This is a genomic window from Enterobacter cloacae complex sp. IR5428, assembly GCF_049238585.1.
In the GTDB taxonomy this organism is placed as follows: Bacteria; Pseudomonadota; Gammaproteobacteria; order Enterobacterales; family Enterobacteriaceae; genus Enterobacter; species Enterobacter intestinihominis.
This window is the reverse complement of the sequence record NZ_JBMKHV010000005.1, coordinates 33,709-49,093: the sequence shown is the minus strand read 5'-3', so window position 1 is coordinate 49,093 and position 15,385 is coordinate 33,709. Positions and strand designations below refer to the sequence as shown.

Annotated in this window: 15 protein-coding genes; 4 read left to right on the top strand and 11 right to left on the bottom strand. The window is 53.4% G+C overall.

The genetic code is table 11. From position 1 onward, the window contains the following. Positions 1–57: 57 nt before the first annotated feature. A complete protein-coding gene (gene proC, locus ACOTXC_RS08510; RefSeq protein WP_023305563.1) occupies positions 58–867 on the top strand; it encodes a pyrroline-5-carboxylate reductase in 810 nt (269 codons plus the stop codon). A 16-nt stretch (positions 868–883) separates the two neighbouring features. Here proC and adrA read toward each other — a convergent pair whose 3' ends face one another. The 5 genes from adrA to ACOTXC_RS08485 all read right to left on the bottom strand — a co-directional run bounded on the left by adrA (position 884) and on the right by ACOTXC_RS08485 (position 5,240). Next, a complete protein-coding gene (gene adrA, locus ACOTXC_RS08505) occupies positions 884–1,987 on the bottom strand; it encodes a diguanylate cyclase AdrA (RefSeq protein ID WP_421767567.1) in 1,104 nt (367 codons plus the stop codon). Positions 1,988–2,089: 102 nt separating this feature from the next. Further along, entirely contained in the window at positions 2,090–2,410 is a 321-nt protein-coding gene (gene psiF / locus ACOTXC_RS08500) for a phosphate starvation-inducible protein PsiF (RefSeq protein WP_022647208.1), read from the bottom strand. A 293-nt stretch (positions 2,411–2,703) separates the two neighbouring features. Next, positions 2,704–2,964 carry an anti-adapter protein IraP gene (gene iraP / locus ACOTXC_RS08495; RefSeq protein WP_003859148.1) on the bottom strand — a complete coding sequence of 87 codons (261 nt, stop codon included), beginning with the start codon at positions 2,962–2,964 and terminating at the stop codon, positions 2,704–2,706. Positions 2,965–3,163: 199 nt separating this feature from the next. Further along, positions 3,164–4,387: a multidrug efflux MFS transporter gene (locus ACOTXC_RS08490; RefSeq protein WP_023299423.1), complete on the bottom strand. Its 1,224-nt coding sequence runs from the start codon at positions 4,385–4,387 to the stop codon at positions 3,164–3,166. Positions 4,388–4,556: 169 nt separating this feature from the next. Then, complete coding sequence (locus tag ACOTXC_RS08485; RefSeq protein WP_192970629.1) at positions 4,557–5,240, bottom strand: extensin family protein; 684 nt, start codon at positions 5,238–5,240, stop codon at positions 4,557–4,559. 104 nt (positions 5,241–5,344) lie between these two features. Here ACOTXC_RS08485 and ddlA point away from each other — a divergent pair, with 104 nt between their 5' ends. After that, positions 5,345–6,442, top strand: a complete 1,098-nt coding sequence (ddlA, locus tag ACOTXC_RS08480; protein ID WP_022647205.1) for a D-alanine--D-alanine ligase — start codon at positions 5,345–5,347, stop codon at positions 6,440–6,442. 3 nt (positions 6,443–6,445) lie between these two features. Here ddlA and ACOTXC_RS08475 read toward each other — a convergent pair whose 3' ends face one another. Next, complete coding sequence (locus ACOTXC_RS08475; protein WP_022647204.1) at positions 6,446–6,664, bottom strand: DUF2754 domain-containing protein; 219 nt, start codon at positions 6,662–6,664, stop codon at positions 6,446–6,448. Positions 6,665–6,913: 249 nt separating this feature from the next. On the opposite strand from ACOTXC_RS08475, the gene ACOTXC_RS08470 reads away from it, so the two are divergent. Further along, a complete protein-coding gene (locus ACOTXC_RS08470; protein WP_003859159.1) occupies positions 6,914–7,216 on the top strand; it encodes a DUF2755 family protein in 303 nt (100 codons plus the stop codon). Here ACOTXC_RS08470 and ACOTXC_RS08465 read toward each other — a convergent pair whose 3' ends face one another. The 3 genes from ACOTXC_RS08465 to ACOTXC_RS08455 form a co-directional block, all read right to left on the bottom strand. Next, positions 7,217–8,314, bottom strand: a complete 1,098-nt coding sequence (locus ACOTXC_RS08465; RefSeq protein WP_421767566.1) for a DUF1615 domain-containing protein — start codon at positions 8,312–8,314, stop codon at positions 7,217–7,219. 12 nt (positions 8,315–8,326) lie between these two features. Continuing rightward, complete coding sequence (sbmA, locus tag ACOTXC_RS08460) at positions 8,327–9,547, bottom strand: peptide antibiotic transporter SbmA (RefSeq protein ID WP_022647202.1); 1,221 nt, start codon at positions 9,545–9,547, stop codon at positions 8,327–8,329. A 114-nt stretch (positions 9,548–9,661) separates the two neighbouring features. After that, on the bottom strand, positions 9,662–10,195 hold the full coding sequence (locus ACOTXC_RS08455; protein WP_023305557.1) for an isochorismatase family protein: 534 nt from the start codon (positions 10,193–10,195) through the stop codon (positions 9,662–9,664). Between the two features lie 204 nt (positions 10,196–10,399). On the opposite strand from ACOTXC_RS08455, the gene ampH reads away from it, so the two are divergent. Next, a complete protein-coding gene (gene ampH / locus ACOTXC_RS08450) occupies positions 10,400–11,560 on the top strand; it encodes a D-alanyl-D-alanine-carboxypeptidase/endopeptidase AmpH (RefSeq protein WP_022647200.1) in 1,161 nt (386 codons plus the stop codon). Positions 11,561–11,562: 2 nt separating this feature from the next. Here the strand turns inward: ampH and ACOTXC_RS08445 are convergent, their stop codons facing one another. Both ACOTXC_RS08445 and ACOTXC_RS08440 read right to left on the bottom strand, forming a co-directional pair. Beyond that, a complete protein-coding gene (locus tag ACOTXC_RS08445; protein ID WP_022647199.1) occupies positions 11,563–12,189 on the bottom strand; it encodes a helix-turn-helix domain-containing protein in 627 nt (208 codons plus the stop codon). 87 nt (positions 12,190–12,276) lie between these two features. Beyond that, positions 12,277–15,051 carry an autotransporter outer membrane beta-barrel domain-containing protein gene (locus ACOTXC_RS08440; RefSeq protein WP_023305556.1) on the bottom strand — a complete coding sequence of 925 codons (2,775 nt, stop codon included), beginning with the start codon at positions 15,049–15,051 and terminating at the stop codon, positions 12,277–12,279. Positions 15,052–15,385: the final 334 nt, after the last annotated feature.

The following is a 15,385-nucleotide window of genomic DNA, read 5'->3' as shown; positions in this document are numbered from 1 at the left end:
CATTTCATTGTTAAGCTATCAATGAGAGATAACAACGCATAATAACGGAGAGACGTGATGGATAAGAAAATCGGGTTTATCGGCTGCGGAAACATGGGTAAAGCTATCCTCGGTGGACTGATAGCCAGCGGCCAGGTGCTGCCGGGGCAGATTTGGGTCTTCACCCCATCCCCGGATAAAGTCGCGGCGCTGCGTGATGAGTATGGTATCAACGCCGCCGAAAGCGCGCAGGAAGTGGCTCAGGTGGCGGACATTGTCTTTGGCGCCGTTAAGCCGAATATCATGATTAAAGTCCTGAGCGAGATCACCTCCAGCCTGAACAAAGAGAGCCTGGTGGTGTCGATTGCCGCAGGCGTGACCCTCGACCAGCTCGCCCGCGCGCTGGGGCACGACCGTAAGATTGTTCGCGCCATGCCAAACACCCCGTCGCTGGTGAATGCCGGTATGACCTCCGTTACCCCGAACGCGCTGGTTACTTCTGAAGAGGTGGCGGATGTATTGAACATTTTCCGCTGCTTCGGAGAAGCGGAAGTGATTGCCGAACCGATGATCCACCCGGTGGTAGGCGTGAGCGGTTCTGCCCCGGCGTATGTCTTTATGTTTATCGAAGCCATGGCCGATGCCGCCGTACTTGGCGGTATGCCGCGCGCGCAGGCCTACAAATTTGCGGCGCAGGCGGTGATGGGCTCGGCCAAAATGGTGCTGGAAACGGGTAAACATCCGGGCGAACTGAAAGATATGGTGTGCTCGCCGGGTGGCACAACCATTGAAGCCGTGCGCGTGCTGGAAGAGCGCGGGTTCCGCTCCGCCGTGATCGAGGCGATGGAAAAATGCATGGAAAAATCAGAGAAGCTGAGTAAGTCCTGATGCGTTACGCCGGGCGTCAGGCGGCCACTTCGGTGCGACCCCGTCCGGCATTTTTGGCTTTATAGAGGGCCACGTCCGCGGCCTTTAGCCATTCACGATAGTGCGTGAACTGCGCCCCCCAGGGGGCAACCCCAACGCTGATACACAACCTCGCCATAGGTGCTCCGTGCAGCGGCATGTTGACCAGCCTTTCATGGACGCGCGCCATCGCCGCAATCGCGTTTTCGGCAGGCGTGCCGGACATGATCACCGCAAATTCATCTCCCCCGAAGCGGCCAATATAATCGCCTGCGCGCAGGGTCAGCTGAAGCTGGCGCGTGATGGCGACAATCGCTTCATCCCCCACGTCATGCCCCCAGGTGTCGTTGATCGTCTTGAAGTGATCGATATCGATGAGCAGTATCGTCGCCTGTCGATGGCTGCGACGGCAGGCCTCAAATTCGTTACGCAGCAACGTTTCCCAGTGACGGCGATTGAACACGCCGGTCATTCCGTCGCGGGTACTCATCAGCTCAAGCCGACGCTTATGCTCTGCCAGCCGGATCGCCGTGCGGTGGCTGAGCCAGGCAAACAGCATGGGGTAGACCACCAGCACGGGGAGCGTCAGCCACAACGCCAGCGGTTCAGAGGTCCATAGCACAGGAGTACCCGTGGATTGCACGGTGAGCAGGGCAGACAGAGCAAGCAGCGCAAGTCCTGTCAGAAATAAGCGGCATCCCCCCGATCCCATCATGTTCATGCCGATCATCACGATCAGCGCCGCCGTTGGCAGCGCATTGAACCCTATTAATCCCATCCAGACGCCAGCAATGATGGCATCGATTTTCAGATTAACGATTTCACCGCTGTGGGGGCAGGTCGAACGAAAAGCCAGCTGCCAGGCCAGATGGGGCCAGACAAAGACCCAGCCCACCAATAACAACCACCAGACGCCAGAAAGAAGCTGACTCACCAGAACGCTGGCAAGCGGAACAAACAGCGCCGCCAGACCAACGATGCGTGCCAGCCGTATTCGCCGGGCAAATCGCAGACCGGAACGGTATGAGTCATCCTGAGAAAGCTGCTGATACCACGCTTCCCGAATGTTCTCGTGATTGTCATAAAACTCATCATTCATCATTTTTGGGAATATTCTGAAACATTTTCCCAAATTATAGAGAGGGGGATAGCGGGGAAAGTATGAAATTTTGGGTGAGCCACAGCCGTGACTCACCCATTAGCACTACGCCTGTTTTTTCAGGCACGCGCTCATAAACTTGCTGCGATCGTCGCCTTTCAGCATCTGCTGTGTCGCCTGGGCATTGCACTCGCGCATTTTTTGCTGCTGCGGGGTCAGGCTTTTTTCACCCGGTTTGGTCGTACCATTTTTAAGGCAGTCGCTCATATACGTTTTACGGGCATCCCCTTTCAGACTTTGCGAGGTCGCCTGTTGGTTACAGGTCGTCATGCGCTGCTGCTGGGGCGTTAACGTTTTCTCTTCCGCATGTGCTGAGGCGATCAGACACAGGCCAGAGAGCAGGGTAACCAGTATTGTTGTTTTCATTGCACCATCCTTTATGTGAAGTTCCACGTTAAGTCTGGTTCGTTACGGGAAAAAAACCACCCTGCACCATGATTTTCACCGTGATTCAGGGTTATTTCAGTCCCGTCGCAGCGCGATTATTATTAACCGGTTTCGCAGGAACGGAGGAGGTAATTACGAGCGAGTTTAATGCGGTGAAAAGTGTGCTCTGCTTCATTTTAATTTCCCTATGGTAACAGGGTAAAAATAAAAACAGAGCGACGCCAGGCATCCTGCATGACAATTCTGTGACACGTCATTTCACCTCTGGCGGGTTAACTGCGAGGATGCCTTAAAAGCTTCTTTACGTATTGCTGAAGCAGCTCCGCGTCCTCTGCAGGCACCTGTGAATCAGGGCGAGCTTTTTCCAGCGCGCCTTCAACGTTGTCGATCAACGCCTCCTGCTCTGGTTTTGCCATCTGTCGCAACAGCGCCGTCACAACGATCTCCAGCGCCTCGACCTGGGCAACCAGCTCTTTCGACTCTTCTTCCTTTTGGGCAAGCTTAACCAACAACTCAGCAATGAGATTTTTCATGGTGCTATGTCCTTATGTGATTTCCCCTGAAATTAACACCCTCACTGAATAATGAAAAGCATGGATTGGTTTTATCTTATGCAAAAGTGACATTGCTGCCAAAAAAGATATTTCGGAGCGCAAGCGAAACGTTTTTCTAAAAGACAGAAGCCGCATTTCGTTATATAAAAATGCGGCCATCATAAGAATTAATAATATATTATCGTGTTTGCCGGGCTGACTTTGCCTCAGCGATTCGCCGGCGACGGCGCAAGGCAAAGGCCAGTTGAATAATATTAAGAAGCACCACCACCGCCGTCGCGGCAAATACCCAGCGGAAACCCGCCATCGCCGAGACCGAGGCGCCAATAAGCGGGCCCGCTACGTTGCCTAAATACATGAACGACTGGTTGTAGCCAAAAATGCGGCCGGTTACCTGGTCACTGGAATATTTCACCAGCAGCGTCTGTACAGCGGGCAGCATAGCACCATCCGCGAAGCCAAGCAGGAAGCGCAACACCCCGAGCTGAAGCGGTGTTGTGACGAACGACATGGCAAAGAAAAGGATCACCGCAATGATGAGCGTTGCCATCAGAATGCGTGCCGTACCGATCCTGTCGCCCAGTTTCCCCAGACGCGGAGCGGACATCAGCGCCGACACGCCCGGCACGGCGGCAATCATCCCGCTCAGAAAAGCAATGTTGCTGCTGTCCGGTGCCATCGACTTGATAAACAGCGCCAGAATCGGTCCCACCGAGCCGTTACAGAGCTGGATCACCATCGTTGTCACAAAAAGGCTAATCATCAGGCCAGGATAAGGTAGCGAGGCGAAAACCGCCTTTCCGCTCAGGCGTTCTGATTTGCTGACGACAGGCCGACCGCCCTCTTTAATCAGAAAAAGGGTGACCAGAAAGCTGACCGTTAGCAGGATGGCGGTAATGATAAAGACCGCGCGCAGCCCAACATGGTCAGCCAGGAAGCCGCCGAGCAGGGGGCCGCCAATTACACCGCTAATCTGGGCCGTGGAAAGCGTGCTGAGTGCCCAGCCGCTCCGCTCGCGCGGTACCTGTGAGGCCACCAGCGCCATGGCATTCGGAATGTACCCGGAGGTCAGCCCCATTATCGCCCGCAGAATAAACAGCTGCCAGACGTTGGTGGCGAAGGCCTGGAGCAAAATGGCTATCGCCATCCCCAGCGAGGCGCGGAGCAGCATCAACTTGCGCCCCTTGCGATCCGCAAGGCTGCCCCACATCGGTGACACAATGGCGGACACCAGAAACGTCACGCTGAACGTCAGGCCGGACCACATAGAGAGCGCTTCATGGGAAGTGACCCCCAGCTGCGACACGTAAAGCGGCAGGAAGGGCAATATCTGGCTGATAGCCAGTCCGGTGAAGAAGCAGCCGAACCAGACTGAAATGAGGTTAACTTTCCAGGATTCCATAACAGAAATAGTCTTCATTTTTAGGCGAATTCGCCGACAGATTAGCAAGTTACGCGCAATGACATAGCGCCAGAGATGCGGCCTTGCAGACTTTGGTGTTTTATCTTCCCAGTCATCATATTTGTGAGATAAGTCACAATCTATCCAATTTTCGGCGGAAGATTATGCTTCATCGACATAAGCCATAGCCGCGCATTCCCAGATGGAAATGGTTGGCATGGGCGGCATTGTAGTCCGGCCCCAGACCGTTACCGTAATAGCCGCAGCTTGCCGACAACAGCGCCTGTAGCCAGGGCTGCGTCTTTTCCGCTTTCCAGCCGTTGAGGACGGTAACACGCTGTCCGTTTGCCAGCCTGAAAGCGCTGATATCCAGCGCATCCGCCGTGGCATGTTCGCTGCGCCGCGCATCCGGGCGGCTGTAGATATTGCGGCAGGCGAAGCTGCCCAGATGTTCAATACGCGTAAGCTCGCTGCCGGTCCAGGTTTTGGTGAGCGGCCGGGCCTGCTGGCTGACAAACAGCGCCGAGCTTAACGCCAGCGGGCAACTGGCAAGGAAGCTGCCGTTCAGGCTGACCGGGCCAAAATCGCGCACGCGCACCACGTTACTCAGCGGACACTCACCGGCGCTGTCAGCGACCGCCTGGGTACGGATAAGCTGGCGTTGATTCGCCTGCGCTAACAGGTTTGCGCACGCCTGCGGCGTTAAGCGCCGGAGTTTAAACTGGGTTATTTTTCCAGGCGGATCGTCAAGCGTAAGCGGCACGAAAGGGTTGTAATGCGGCGGCAACCAGCGGTAGCCCACCGTGGCGATCCCGGCAATAACAATAAGAATAAGCAGACCTTTTCCTTTCACGCGCCCCCCTTCAACATCCCTCAAAACATTATGGCAGAAGGCCGCGAAACCCGCCGGGCATCGTGGTATGTTATTGGCTTTTCGTCAGACTGGAAGAGAGTGAGATGGCAAAGCAGCGCGTAGGTATTGTCTTTGGGGGAAAATCATCAGAGCACGAGGTGTCATTGCAATCGGCTAAAAATATCGTTGATGCGATTGATAAAAGCCGTTTTGACGTGGTGCTGCTGGGCATTGATAAACAGGGCCAGTGGCATGTTAACGATGCCAGCCAGTATCTGTTACACGCTGATGATCCGGCGCGCATCGCCCTTAATCCTTCTGATATCAGCGTCGCAACGGTTCCAGGCGTGGCACAGGGACAGCTTATCGATGCCGGGAACGCGCAGGCGCTGGCACAGATTGACGTGGTGTTCCCTATCGTTCACGGCACGCTGGGCGAAGACGGGTCCCTGCAAGGCATGTTGCGGATGGCGAACCTGCCGTTTGTCGGCTCCGATGTGCTGGGTTCTGCCGCCTGCATGGATAAAGACGTCACTAAACGTCTGCTGCGCGACGCCGGTCTGAATATTGCACCGTTCGTCACGCTCACTCGCGCCAACCGCGATAAACACAGCTTCGCGCAGATCCAGGCGCAACTCGGCCTGCCGCTGTTCGTGAAACCGGCGAATCAGGGCTCATCCGTCGGCGTCAGCAAAGTCACCAGCGAAGCACAGTTTAACGATGCCGTTCGTCTGGCCTTTGAGTTTGACCACAAGGTGGTGGTTGAGCAGGGAATTAACGGGCGCGAAATTGAGTGCGCCGTACTGGGTAACGACTTCCCGCAGGCGAGTACCTGTGGTGAAGTGGTGCTGAATAGCGACTTCTACTCCTACGACACCAAATATATTGACGACAAAGGTGCCCAGGTTGTGGTTCCCGCCGCGCTCGATCCTGACGTTAACGACAAGATCCGGGCGATCGCCGTTGAAGCCTATCAGGCGCTGGGATGCAGTGGGATGGCGCGCGTCGATGTGTTTCTGACGGCGGATAACGAGGTAGTGATTAACGAAATCAACACCCTGCCGGGCTTTACCAATATCAGCATGTACCCGAAATTGTGGCAGGCCAGCGGAATAAGCTATCCGGAACTGATCACCCGCCTGATTGAACTGGCGCTGGAGCGTCACGCCGCTGACAGCGCCCTGAAAAGCTCTGTTAACTGACGGTTAGTCGGCTTTCTCTGCCGTCGTCTCATCGGGACGACGGCGGATAATGAATCCCGCCAGCCAGAAACTGATTACCCAGGTCACCAGCCCAACCGCATAGGTTTGCCAGCCCTTCGCTTCAAATCCCAGCAGCCCGACAACACCGTTGAGTATAAAGATCAGCCCGATCGCAAAGGCGTAGTAATGCCAGTCACGGCGTAGTTTGGAAGTGAGCTTCATGACAACTCCGGCAGAAAAAAAAACTATCCTCTCACAGTTTGATAAAGCCGTCTGTGGCGGATACGTAAATTCTGAAAAGCAGCGCAGTTTCACTTATGTTATCAATTTGTGACGTGATGCAGAAATCGACAATCCAGGAGAAATCCTGAGCCGAATTTCCCACGATTCTGATATTGACAAATGCTATGACCTGTCACACTCACCCTGTACGACGCGTATTAAAACAGAGTGATATTTTCGGGAGGTCTTATGGCAGACTTTACATTGTCGAAACCGATTTTTGGCGGAAAACAACCAAAAACCTCCACGGCGGGGAATATTGCCTATGCCCTGTTTGTTCTGTTTTGTTTCTGGGCAGGAACCCAACTGCTGAACATGCTGGTGCATGCCCCTGGCGTGTATGAGCATCTGATGCAGGTGCAGGATACCGGCCGCCCGCGCGTTGAAATCGGTTTAGGCGTGAGCACCGTATTCGGGCTCATTCCCTTCCTCGCGGGCAGCATGGTTCTGGGCGTGATTGCGCTCGTGCTGCGCTGGCGCAACCGCCACTGATTACAGTCCCATACAGCGAGCCCGACGATCGTCCACGCGTTTTGCGAACCATGCGGTCGTCAGGTTACGCGTGATCTTCGGGCTTTCAAGCTGAATGCCTGGCAGAATGGCTCTGGGTAGTGCCTTTCCACTTTTCTTCTCTGCAAGCGCGAAAACCTGCTTATACAGATCCGTTTTCTCAAACGCCAGGCTGTCACCCTTCTCCAGCTGTCGGCGAATGTCACTGTTGCTCATCTCCAGTTTCGTCGAAATTTTTCGCACTGCCCGTTCGGTGGACCCTGCCTCGCTGCTGCCGTATGCAATGAGATCGCCATCCAAAGCGAGCTTCACACCGCTGGCGCGGCTTACCGCATTCTGGAAGGCTGCATTTCGGCTGGCATACCAGCCCGCGTTAAAGTCGGCAAAACGATACAGCGGTTTATCGTAGTTGGCCGGATAATTCAGCAGGTGATACGTCCCAAACCACAGCCCACCGCGCAGGGAGAAGACTTCCTGACGCACCGTACCGTCGATCTCCCACGGATAGCCGTCGGTATGCTTTTCCGCAAATGCGATGCTTACCTGCATCGGACCGCCGGTATGTACCGGATTCAGCGAGCCAAACAGCTTCTGCCCCATCGGCACCATATTGATGAAATCATCGAAAATGGCGCTGAGCTGCCTCTCGGTTTTCACCGTATCCAGCCGTTCGCTGTAGCTTTTCCCGTTTGGCGAGGTGATTTTAAGGGCGGTATGTACCAGGAAAACCGGGATATGCATCGATTCGGCCCGGCGGTCGATCTCCTTCCAGGCGATTTTGTTCAGGCCAGGCACAACAGGATCTGACTGATACATCGATTCCTGCTGCGCCACCGCCAGCACCGAGCAGATTTTCTCCTCGGTAGGCGCGATCTTCTGACTTTTGAAGGTCGTTGCCAGCGCATCAGCCCACTCACTGCGATCCTTCACGCTGGCGGGCATTTTTTGCCGCACCACGCTCGCCACATCAACGGGCTTCTCCCCTTCTTTGAGCGGGGTAGTCCCTTTCTCGGCACAGCCCGCCAGCACGACGGCGGCGAGTAACGTCAGCGGTAATGCACGTGGTACGGCAAATGGCATAGCAATTCCTTTTTAACCTAATGTATGGGTGACTTCCTGCAAATCCTTATCGTCCAGCTCACGCTCGAAACTGCGTAAACGTTTGTAGATGGACATCAGCTCCACCAGCGTAGTCCAGGAGCTAATCAGGTACTGGAACGAACCGCGAACCTGACCAAAAACGTTGGTGATCTGGGTCATCAGACCGAGTGTAATCGTACCCGCAACGATGGACGGGAACAGCAGGAACAACCCGAAAACGTTATCAACCTGAAGATAAAGGATGCGCGCGATATTGAAATACATGTAATGGAAATAGAGGCGGAAGTAATTACGACGTACGGCGCCAAACAGCTCACGCACGGTAGGCGGTGACGCACGGTTGGGATCGTCTTCACCATACACCAGCTCTTTACGGTAGGCCGCTTCCACGCGCTGGTTTTTAAATTCCAGCCCCGGCAGCTTGATCCCCACCACTGCCAGCAGTCCCGTTCCCATCAGCGACCAGACAATCGCGGCAATGACCAGGCCGTACGGCAGATGGCCGACAATCGGCAGTTCCGGAACGTGGGATGAGAGCGTCACCAGCACCGGCAGGAAGGCGATCAGCGTCATGATGGCATTAATAAAGCTCACGCCCATATCTTCCAGTGTAGAGGCAAAACGCATGGTGTCTTCCTGCACACGCTGTGCGGCACCTTCGATATGACGCAGGTGCTGCCAGTGCGCCATATAGTGTTCGTTCATCGCGGTACGCCAGCGGAACACATAGTGACTGACGAAAAAGTTATTCATCACGCCGATCACCACGGCGATGAGGGCGATGCCGAGGAAGATCCCCACCTCATGGTAGAACTGGTTAATGGTCACTTTATGCGGCGAACTCAGCGCCGTCTGGATCAGATCGTAAAACGGCGCATACCAGGCGTTGACCGCCACGCCCACTTCCACCAGGAACCAGGTGACAAAGATGATTAACGACGTGCCGAGAATCGACCAGTATTGCCAGCGGTGAGGCGAATAGATAAACCAGAACATGGCAAAAAGCCCCACGCAGAGCATGTAATAGGCGTAGAAAAGCAGATAGCTCATGGACCAGAAGCGCGCAGCGCTAATGGGAATGTCGCCCGTTGCCCCCGTAAGACGGGTCAGCCACGCGCCGCCACCGGCCTGCCAGAAAATGACAGCCAGCAGTGCCCAAATAAATGCCGACAGGAAAAAGGGCCCCGGCTTTGGGAAAAAAGACTTAAACATTGTGCTTCCTTCTTGTTGTTATGGCTGTTGCTGTGTTTAACATATCGCCACACGAAACCTTGCCTGGGCCAGCCTCCCGGCTCAGGCAAAAAAGTCAGACCTGCGGGTGAATTATTAGTTCGCTTTCCAGTTTTCAAGAATTGTTTCGGTGCGTTTCACCGAAGGCGGGTTGGCAGGGGCGATGAAGTTACGCCAGACATCGTTATAGTGCGCGATCAGAACCTGGGCATCGGCCGCTGGACGATTGGCCGTGGTGTGGGCATCCTCCGCAACCGTGATGTGGTAGCCCCGGCTGACACCGTTTTTAAAGGTGGCATCGACACAATAATCCGTCGCGCAGCCGCAGATAATAAATTCATCGATCTCCTGTTCGCGCAACAGTGCCTCGAGCGAAGTGTTATAGAAGGCATCGCAAGCGGTCTTCGTGACGTAAAACGCCCCTGCCGGCTGGTTGAGATCGGGCAGCAATGCAAACCCTTCGCTCCCCTCCTCTAGCCCGCCAGCTTCAGTATGCTGTATGAAAATAACGGCCTCAGCAGCCTGGGTAAGCTGATTGATCAGTGAGACACATTTCTCACTCTGATGGCGCGGCGTCTTAAACACCCCATTCTGCATATCAACCACCAAAACCACACGCTTTTCAGACATACCGTTCTCCGCAATAATGAATGTAACTGGTGACTATCATAAGCCCGATGTCACAAAATGGGAGTCTGGCCGTAAGTAAATTGTGCAAATTTACCCACGGTTACGTTTTTCTCGCTATCGTTATGCAAATCGGACGATTGCCCGACGCCGATTAGTAGTATAACTACCCGTAACTCTCCTTATTCACTGGATGGATGCTTTTCGTTGAAACGTTGTCTGCTCTCTTTCGCCGCGCTGTGTGCGGTGAGCCTGTCCACCGCCCAGGCAGCACAGCCTCTGACGGCACCGGTTCTGGCCTCTGACATTGCCGATCGCTATGCGAACCTTATTTATTACGGCAGTGGTGCGACGGGAATGGCGCTGGTCGTGATCGACGGTAACCAGCGGGTGTTTCGCAGCTTCGGTGAAACACGACCGGGAAATAACGTTCGCCCGCAGCTGGATTCCGTTATCCGTGTCGCGTCGATAACCAAGCTGATGACCAGCGAAATGCTGGTGAAATTGCTCGATCAGGGCGTGGTAAAACTCGACGATCCGCTCAGCAAATATGCGCCACCCGGCGCTCGCGTTCCGACATATCAGGGAACGCCGATCAGGCTGGTGAACCTGGCGACCCATACCAGCGCCCTGCCGCGAGAACAGCCCGGTGGCGCTGCGCATCGCCCTGTCTTTGTCTGGCCAACTCGCGAACAACGCTGGAACTACCTGAGCACCGCAACGCTGAAATCGGCCCCGGGTTCTCAGGCTGGCTATTCTAACCTGGCGTTTGATCTGCTGGCCGACGCGTTAGCAACGGCATCAGGTAAGCCTTACCCTCAACTTTTTGAAGAGCAAATCACGCGTCCGCTCGGGATGAAAGATACTACTTACACCCCCTCCCCGGACCAGTGCAAGCGTCTGATGGTGGCGGAAAAAGGGGCCAGCCCGTGTAATAACACGCTGGCAGCCATTGGCAGCGGTGGGGTTTACTCTACGCCTGGCGACATGATGCGCTGGATGCAACAGTTCCTCTCATCGGATTTTTACGCGCGCAGTAATCAGGCCGACCGAATGCAGACGCTCATCTACCAGCGTGCTCAGTTACGTCGCGTCATTGGTATGGATGTTCCCGGTAAAGCCGATGCCCTCGGCATGGGCTGGGTATATATGGCGCCAAAAGATGGTCGCCCGGGTATTATTCAAAAAACCGGTGGGGGTGGCGGATTCATCACCTACATGGCGATGATTCCGCAATCAAACGTGGGCGCTTTTGTGGTGGTCACCCGGTCACCGAACACCCGCTTCGTGAATATGAGTGATGGCGTAAATAACCTTGTAGCCGAGCTGAGCGCCAATAAAGCGCAGGTACTTACGGCCGCTAACTGAGCTTAATAGTCCGTGGGCAAACGGTTGATACTGATCAGTTTGCCCCGGCTCATATTGATGTAGTTCCCCTGACGTAGCGCCGCCAGAACCTCCGCAACCACCGAACGTGATATACGCGTGCTACGCTGAATATGATTCATCACACCAATTTTTGAGCGTAGCGTGTCATCCCACTCGGCCATATTGATTAGCATCGCCCGAATTTGGCTATACGAATTATTTCCGACCAGCTGGATATCACGTTTTCCCAGTAAATGATTTAGCCATGAAAGCCAGCAGAACGCTTCTTGCCAGAGTTGTGCTTCTTGAATAATTTCGCATGCAGTAGAGGCTGGCAAATAAAATCCGGTACAAGGTGTTTGTGCCATCAGGGAATATTCAAGATAGCTGTCATTAATCCATGCACTTAATCCATGAATATAGGGTGCCCGTGCAATACCCACGAGTAATTCATCTGATTTACGGTGAACGACTGTCAGGCCGGATTGTATTACAAATGTCAATGGTTCATCATCATTATTGCCGGTAGTTATAAATTGTTGTGGTTCCGTTTTAAATGGGGTACCGGCGACTTCCAGACACTTTATGAGCCGGCTTAATTCAGAAAGTGGTTTCGCATTAACGTTCATGCATACCTCAAGTCATCTGTATATGTCGGTTCTTTATTATTTTTAAAGCACATAAAAAAGCGGGGGCAAAATCCCCCGCGTTTTTTCTTACCAGGTATATTTCACACCCAGGTTTGCTCCCCAGTTCTGGTCAACGTCGCCGCCGCCCAGATAAGTCGCATCAGTGTAAGCACTGAAGTTTTTCGTGAAGCTGAACTGAGTGCCCAGTCCCACGCGAACCGCAGAGCCTTCCACGCCGTTGTCAATGCTGTCATTGTTGATATCAGCATTGTTGTCGGCATCGTCATACACGTAAGCCAGCTTGAAGTAAGGGGTTAATGCCTGCTCGCCACCGTAGTTGAAGGTATAACCTGCATCCACGCCGAGCTCATAACGCATACTGTCGTAAGACTGGCCATCGATACGCATGTCGTTGCTTAACTGATAGTCATCACCGGACTGGAACAGGCCAGAGATCGCCGCGTAAGGCGTGACGTAGCCAGACAGGTTTGGTTTCCAGTCATAGCCCAGTTTCATCCCGAAACCAACGGCGTCAGTCGTGGTATTACCGTCAACATACTGACCGTTGCTCATGGTAGCAGAGAGGTCGTTGTTGAAGCGGGTGTAGCTCATGGAGCTGTCGAGGAAGATGTCGTTCATGAACTTCGCCGACGCGTAGATCATCGCAGTCTGGCTGTCCTGATCGACCTGACCAGTACGATCGCTGATATCACCCTTCGCGAAACCAGCCGCACCACCGACAATCCACTTCGCGTTATTACCGTCGATCTGAGTATCCAGCCCCACCATAATGCCGCTTACGTCCTGATCGTAGCTAACGGTGCCATTATCCGCGTCAAAGTTGCCGCCAAAATAGCTCACCCATGCGCCGCCGTTATCTGCCAGGCCATGACGGCTGTTGGTCAGACGGGTACCCACGGTATCCTGTTGCAGATTCCAGATGTTGGTATTAGCAGAAGGAATGCTCAGCGCCATGTTGGCGTAGTCAGTCAGCTCTTCCTGCTGGAGAACAACGGTGTCACCCTTCTGCTGCGCCTGATAGGTGTATGCACCTAAATCAGCTTTGTTTGCCGCAGTAAAGCTGGCAGCGGTATCCGCGTTATTGTCATAGACGCGAATGATCTCTTTGTTTTTGTAGTCAGCTACGGAGCCTGCACCGGTCGCATCGTCGATGCGCACTTTATAGTTACCGGCAACGTCACCGTTCACCGCCAGATGGCCGTCAGAGTTCAGCGCGACAACACCATAGTCGTAGTCCGCTTTATGGCTATCGTTGGTGATATAGCGTGCGTTGTTCAGGTCGCTGTTCAGCACATAATCGCGGCTGGCAACGTTGAGCACACCGCCATCGGTCAGCACCATATTGTGCGTATCAACCTGACCCAGACCCAGCGCCAGCTCTGCACCGTTGTCTACAGTAATGGTGTTGGCATACAGTTCTGCCGTCTCTTCAGTCAGTGCCGCACGGCTGTAGCTATCCAGATACAGGCTGTCGGTTGCCACGGCACCGCTGTCGCCAATATTCAAGGTTGAAGCATTGGTCAGGGTGATGGAATCTGCCAGCAGGCCGGAGTTTTCAACATTGACCTGAGACTGGTTGTTCACCGTCAGTGCATCGATGTTGGAGATCTTGCGGGTATCCCACTCGGAACCGTTATCCAGCGCCACGTTGAACAGGCCGCTCTGATACACCTCTTCACCGGCAACGTGACCGTTGCTGTCAAAGGTAGAATCAGGCCAGATGCTATTCGGGGACAATGCGTGCCAGTCTACGTTGCTGTAGCCCTGGCCATACATCTGCGCAGTGCCGATAGCTTCAACGCTGGACTGCGCTGCACCCACCCACTTACTGCCGTTGGTCAGCGTGACATCCAGTTTATCGGTACCATCCCAGCCGTTGGTGGTTGGGTTATAGACGCCATCTTCTGTGGTATCCGTTGCCGGATCGCCATTCTCGTAGAAGTTGTTATCAAAGGTGCTGGAGAAAAGAATGTCACCCGTAACGGTAGAGTGATCGAAGGTAGCGGTGGTCTGCATGGCGTTATCAGACGCACTGGCAGCAACGATCAGCGCCGCATCATCCGCAGCCGTGGCGTTGGTTTCACCGTAGTCGCTTGGCTTCGCCGTTTGACCGTAGAAGCCGCTGGTACCCAGATCGCTGTATGCGCCAGAGGTCAGCACAGAGTCTTTCACCACCAGCGTATCGGTAAAGATATTGCTGCTGTTAGCAACGCCTTCAACACCGTCGTATGGCGTGTTATCAAGCTCCTGATAACCCTGCGTCAGCGTGATGCCCGCGATGTGGGAATTGTTCTGAATAACGATATCAGACTCAACATCCAGGGTGATGGCGTTACCCAGACCATAGGTGTCCAGATAATGCGTTTCAGTGGTATCGCCATTAACGACATCATACGCATAATGCTCGTAGGTATCGTTGATGGTGGAGTTATCAACAGTCAGGCTAAAACGATCGTACTGGGTATGCGTAGTGCCGTCAGTATCCACGCCTTCTGCACACGTCGTGGTCATACACTCTGACGTGATCATGCCGTTAATGGTGCTGTTAGAAATACTCAACGCGTTCGCACGGCCATTGACACCATCATCCAGATAGTATGTCGAAATAACTCCGTTTACGGTTGATTTATTGATGACTGGATAAATGTCACCATCATGTGTGGCATCTGAATAATCCCAGTCAGCATAACCATAATACCAGGGCGTGGACGCAGTATTGTCATATCCAAAAGTATTATATGTCGTGCCGGATATATCTTTCGCATTGGCCTGAGAAGCGATAGCCAGTGTGCAGGCTAATGCAAGTTGTGATACAACCAGTTTCTTTTTCCATGTTTGCATTGGGTCATCCCTCCTCAGGGACGTAAGCAAGTTTGTCCATCAAATCATTTGGCAACGTTTAATTGCGGAAGGAATTATGCAGTTTCACTTCGAAAAGGTTCAATGAATGATTCCATTAAGTCCGTATTCAGACAAATAAGCTTATAAACCCAGGACAATATCAATCATTATGAATAAATATTATAAATTCAACTGATTGCAAACTACTTTAGTTGCTTCGACACATATAATAAAAAGCAATAAATCATTTATATTTATAATCCCAAACCAATATAGAAGCCTCACCAATATCACATACCACTCTGGACACCATAATAAGATTTATAATATATAC

Bases quoted from the DNA above. Each gene is read 5' to 3' on its own strand.
- ACOTXC_RS08455 (WP_023305557.1), bottom strand. From the start codon at position 10,195: ATGTCTGAAAAGCGTGTGGTTTTGGTGGTTGATATGCAGAATGGGGTG.
- ACOTXC_RS08490 (WP_023299423.1), bottom strand. From the start codon at position 4,387: ATGGAATCCTGGAAAGTTAACCTCATTTCAGTCTGGTTCGGCTGCTTC.
- proC (WP_023305563.1), top strand. From the start codon at position 58: ATGGATAAGAAAATCGGGTTTATCGGCTGCGGAAACATGGGTAAAGCT.
- psiF (WP_022647208.1), bottom strand. From the start codon at position 2,410: ATGAAAACAACAATACTGGTTACCCTGCTCTCTGGCCTGTGTCTGATC.
- ACOTXC_RS08445 (WP_022647199.1), bottom strand. From the start codon at position 12,189: ATGAACGTTAATGCGAAACCACTTTCTGAATTAAGCCGGCTCATAAAG.
- ACOTXC_RS08470 (WP_003859159.1), top strand. From the start codon at position 6,914: ATGGCAGACTTTACATTGTCGAAACCGATTTTTGGCGGAAAACAACCA.
- adrA (WP_421767567.1), bottom strand. From the start codon at position 1,987: ATGATGAATGATGAGTTTTATGACAATCACGAGAACATTCGGGAAGCG.
- sbmA (WP_022647202.1), bottom strand. From the start codon at position 9,547: ATGTTTAAGTCTTTTTTCCCAAAGCCGGGGCCCTTTTTCCTGTCGGCA.
- ACOTXC_RS08465 (WP_421767566.1), bottom strand. From the start codon at position 8,314: ATGCCATTTGCCGTACCACGTGCATTACCGCTGACGTTACTCGCCGCC.
- ddlA (WP_022647205.1), top strand. From the start codon at position 5,345: ATGGCAAAGCAGCGCGTAGGTATTGTCTTTGGGGGAAAATCATCAGAG.
- ACOTXC_RS08440 (WP_023305556.1), bottom strand. From the start codon at position 15,051: ATGCAAACATGGAAAAAGAAACTGGTTGTATCACAACTTGCATTAGCC.
- ACOTXC_RS08475 (WP_022647204.1), bottom strand. From the start codon at position 6,664: ATGAAGCTCACTTCCAAACTACGCCGTGACTGGCATTACTACGCCTTT.
- iraP (WP_003859148.1), bottom strand. From the start codon at position 2,964: ATGAAAAATCTCATTGCTGAGTTGTTGGTTAAGCTTGCCCAAAAGGAA.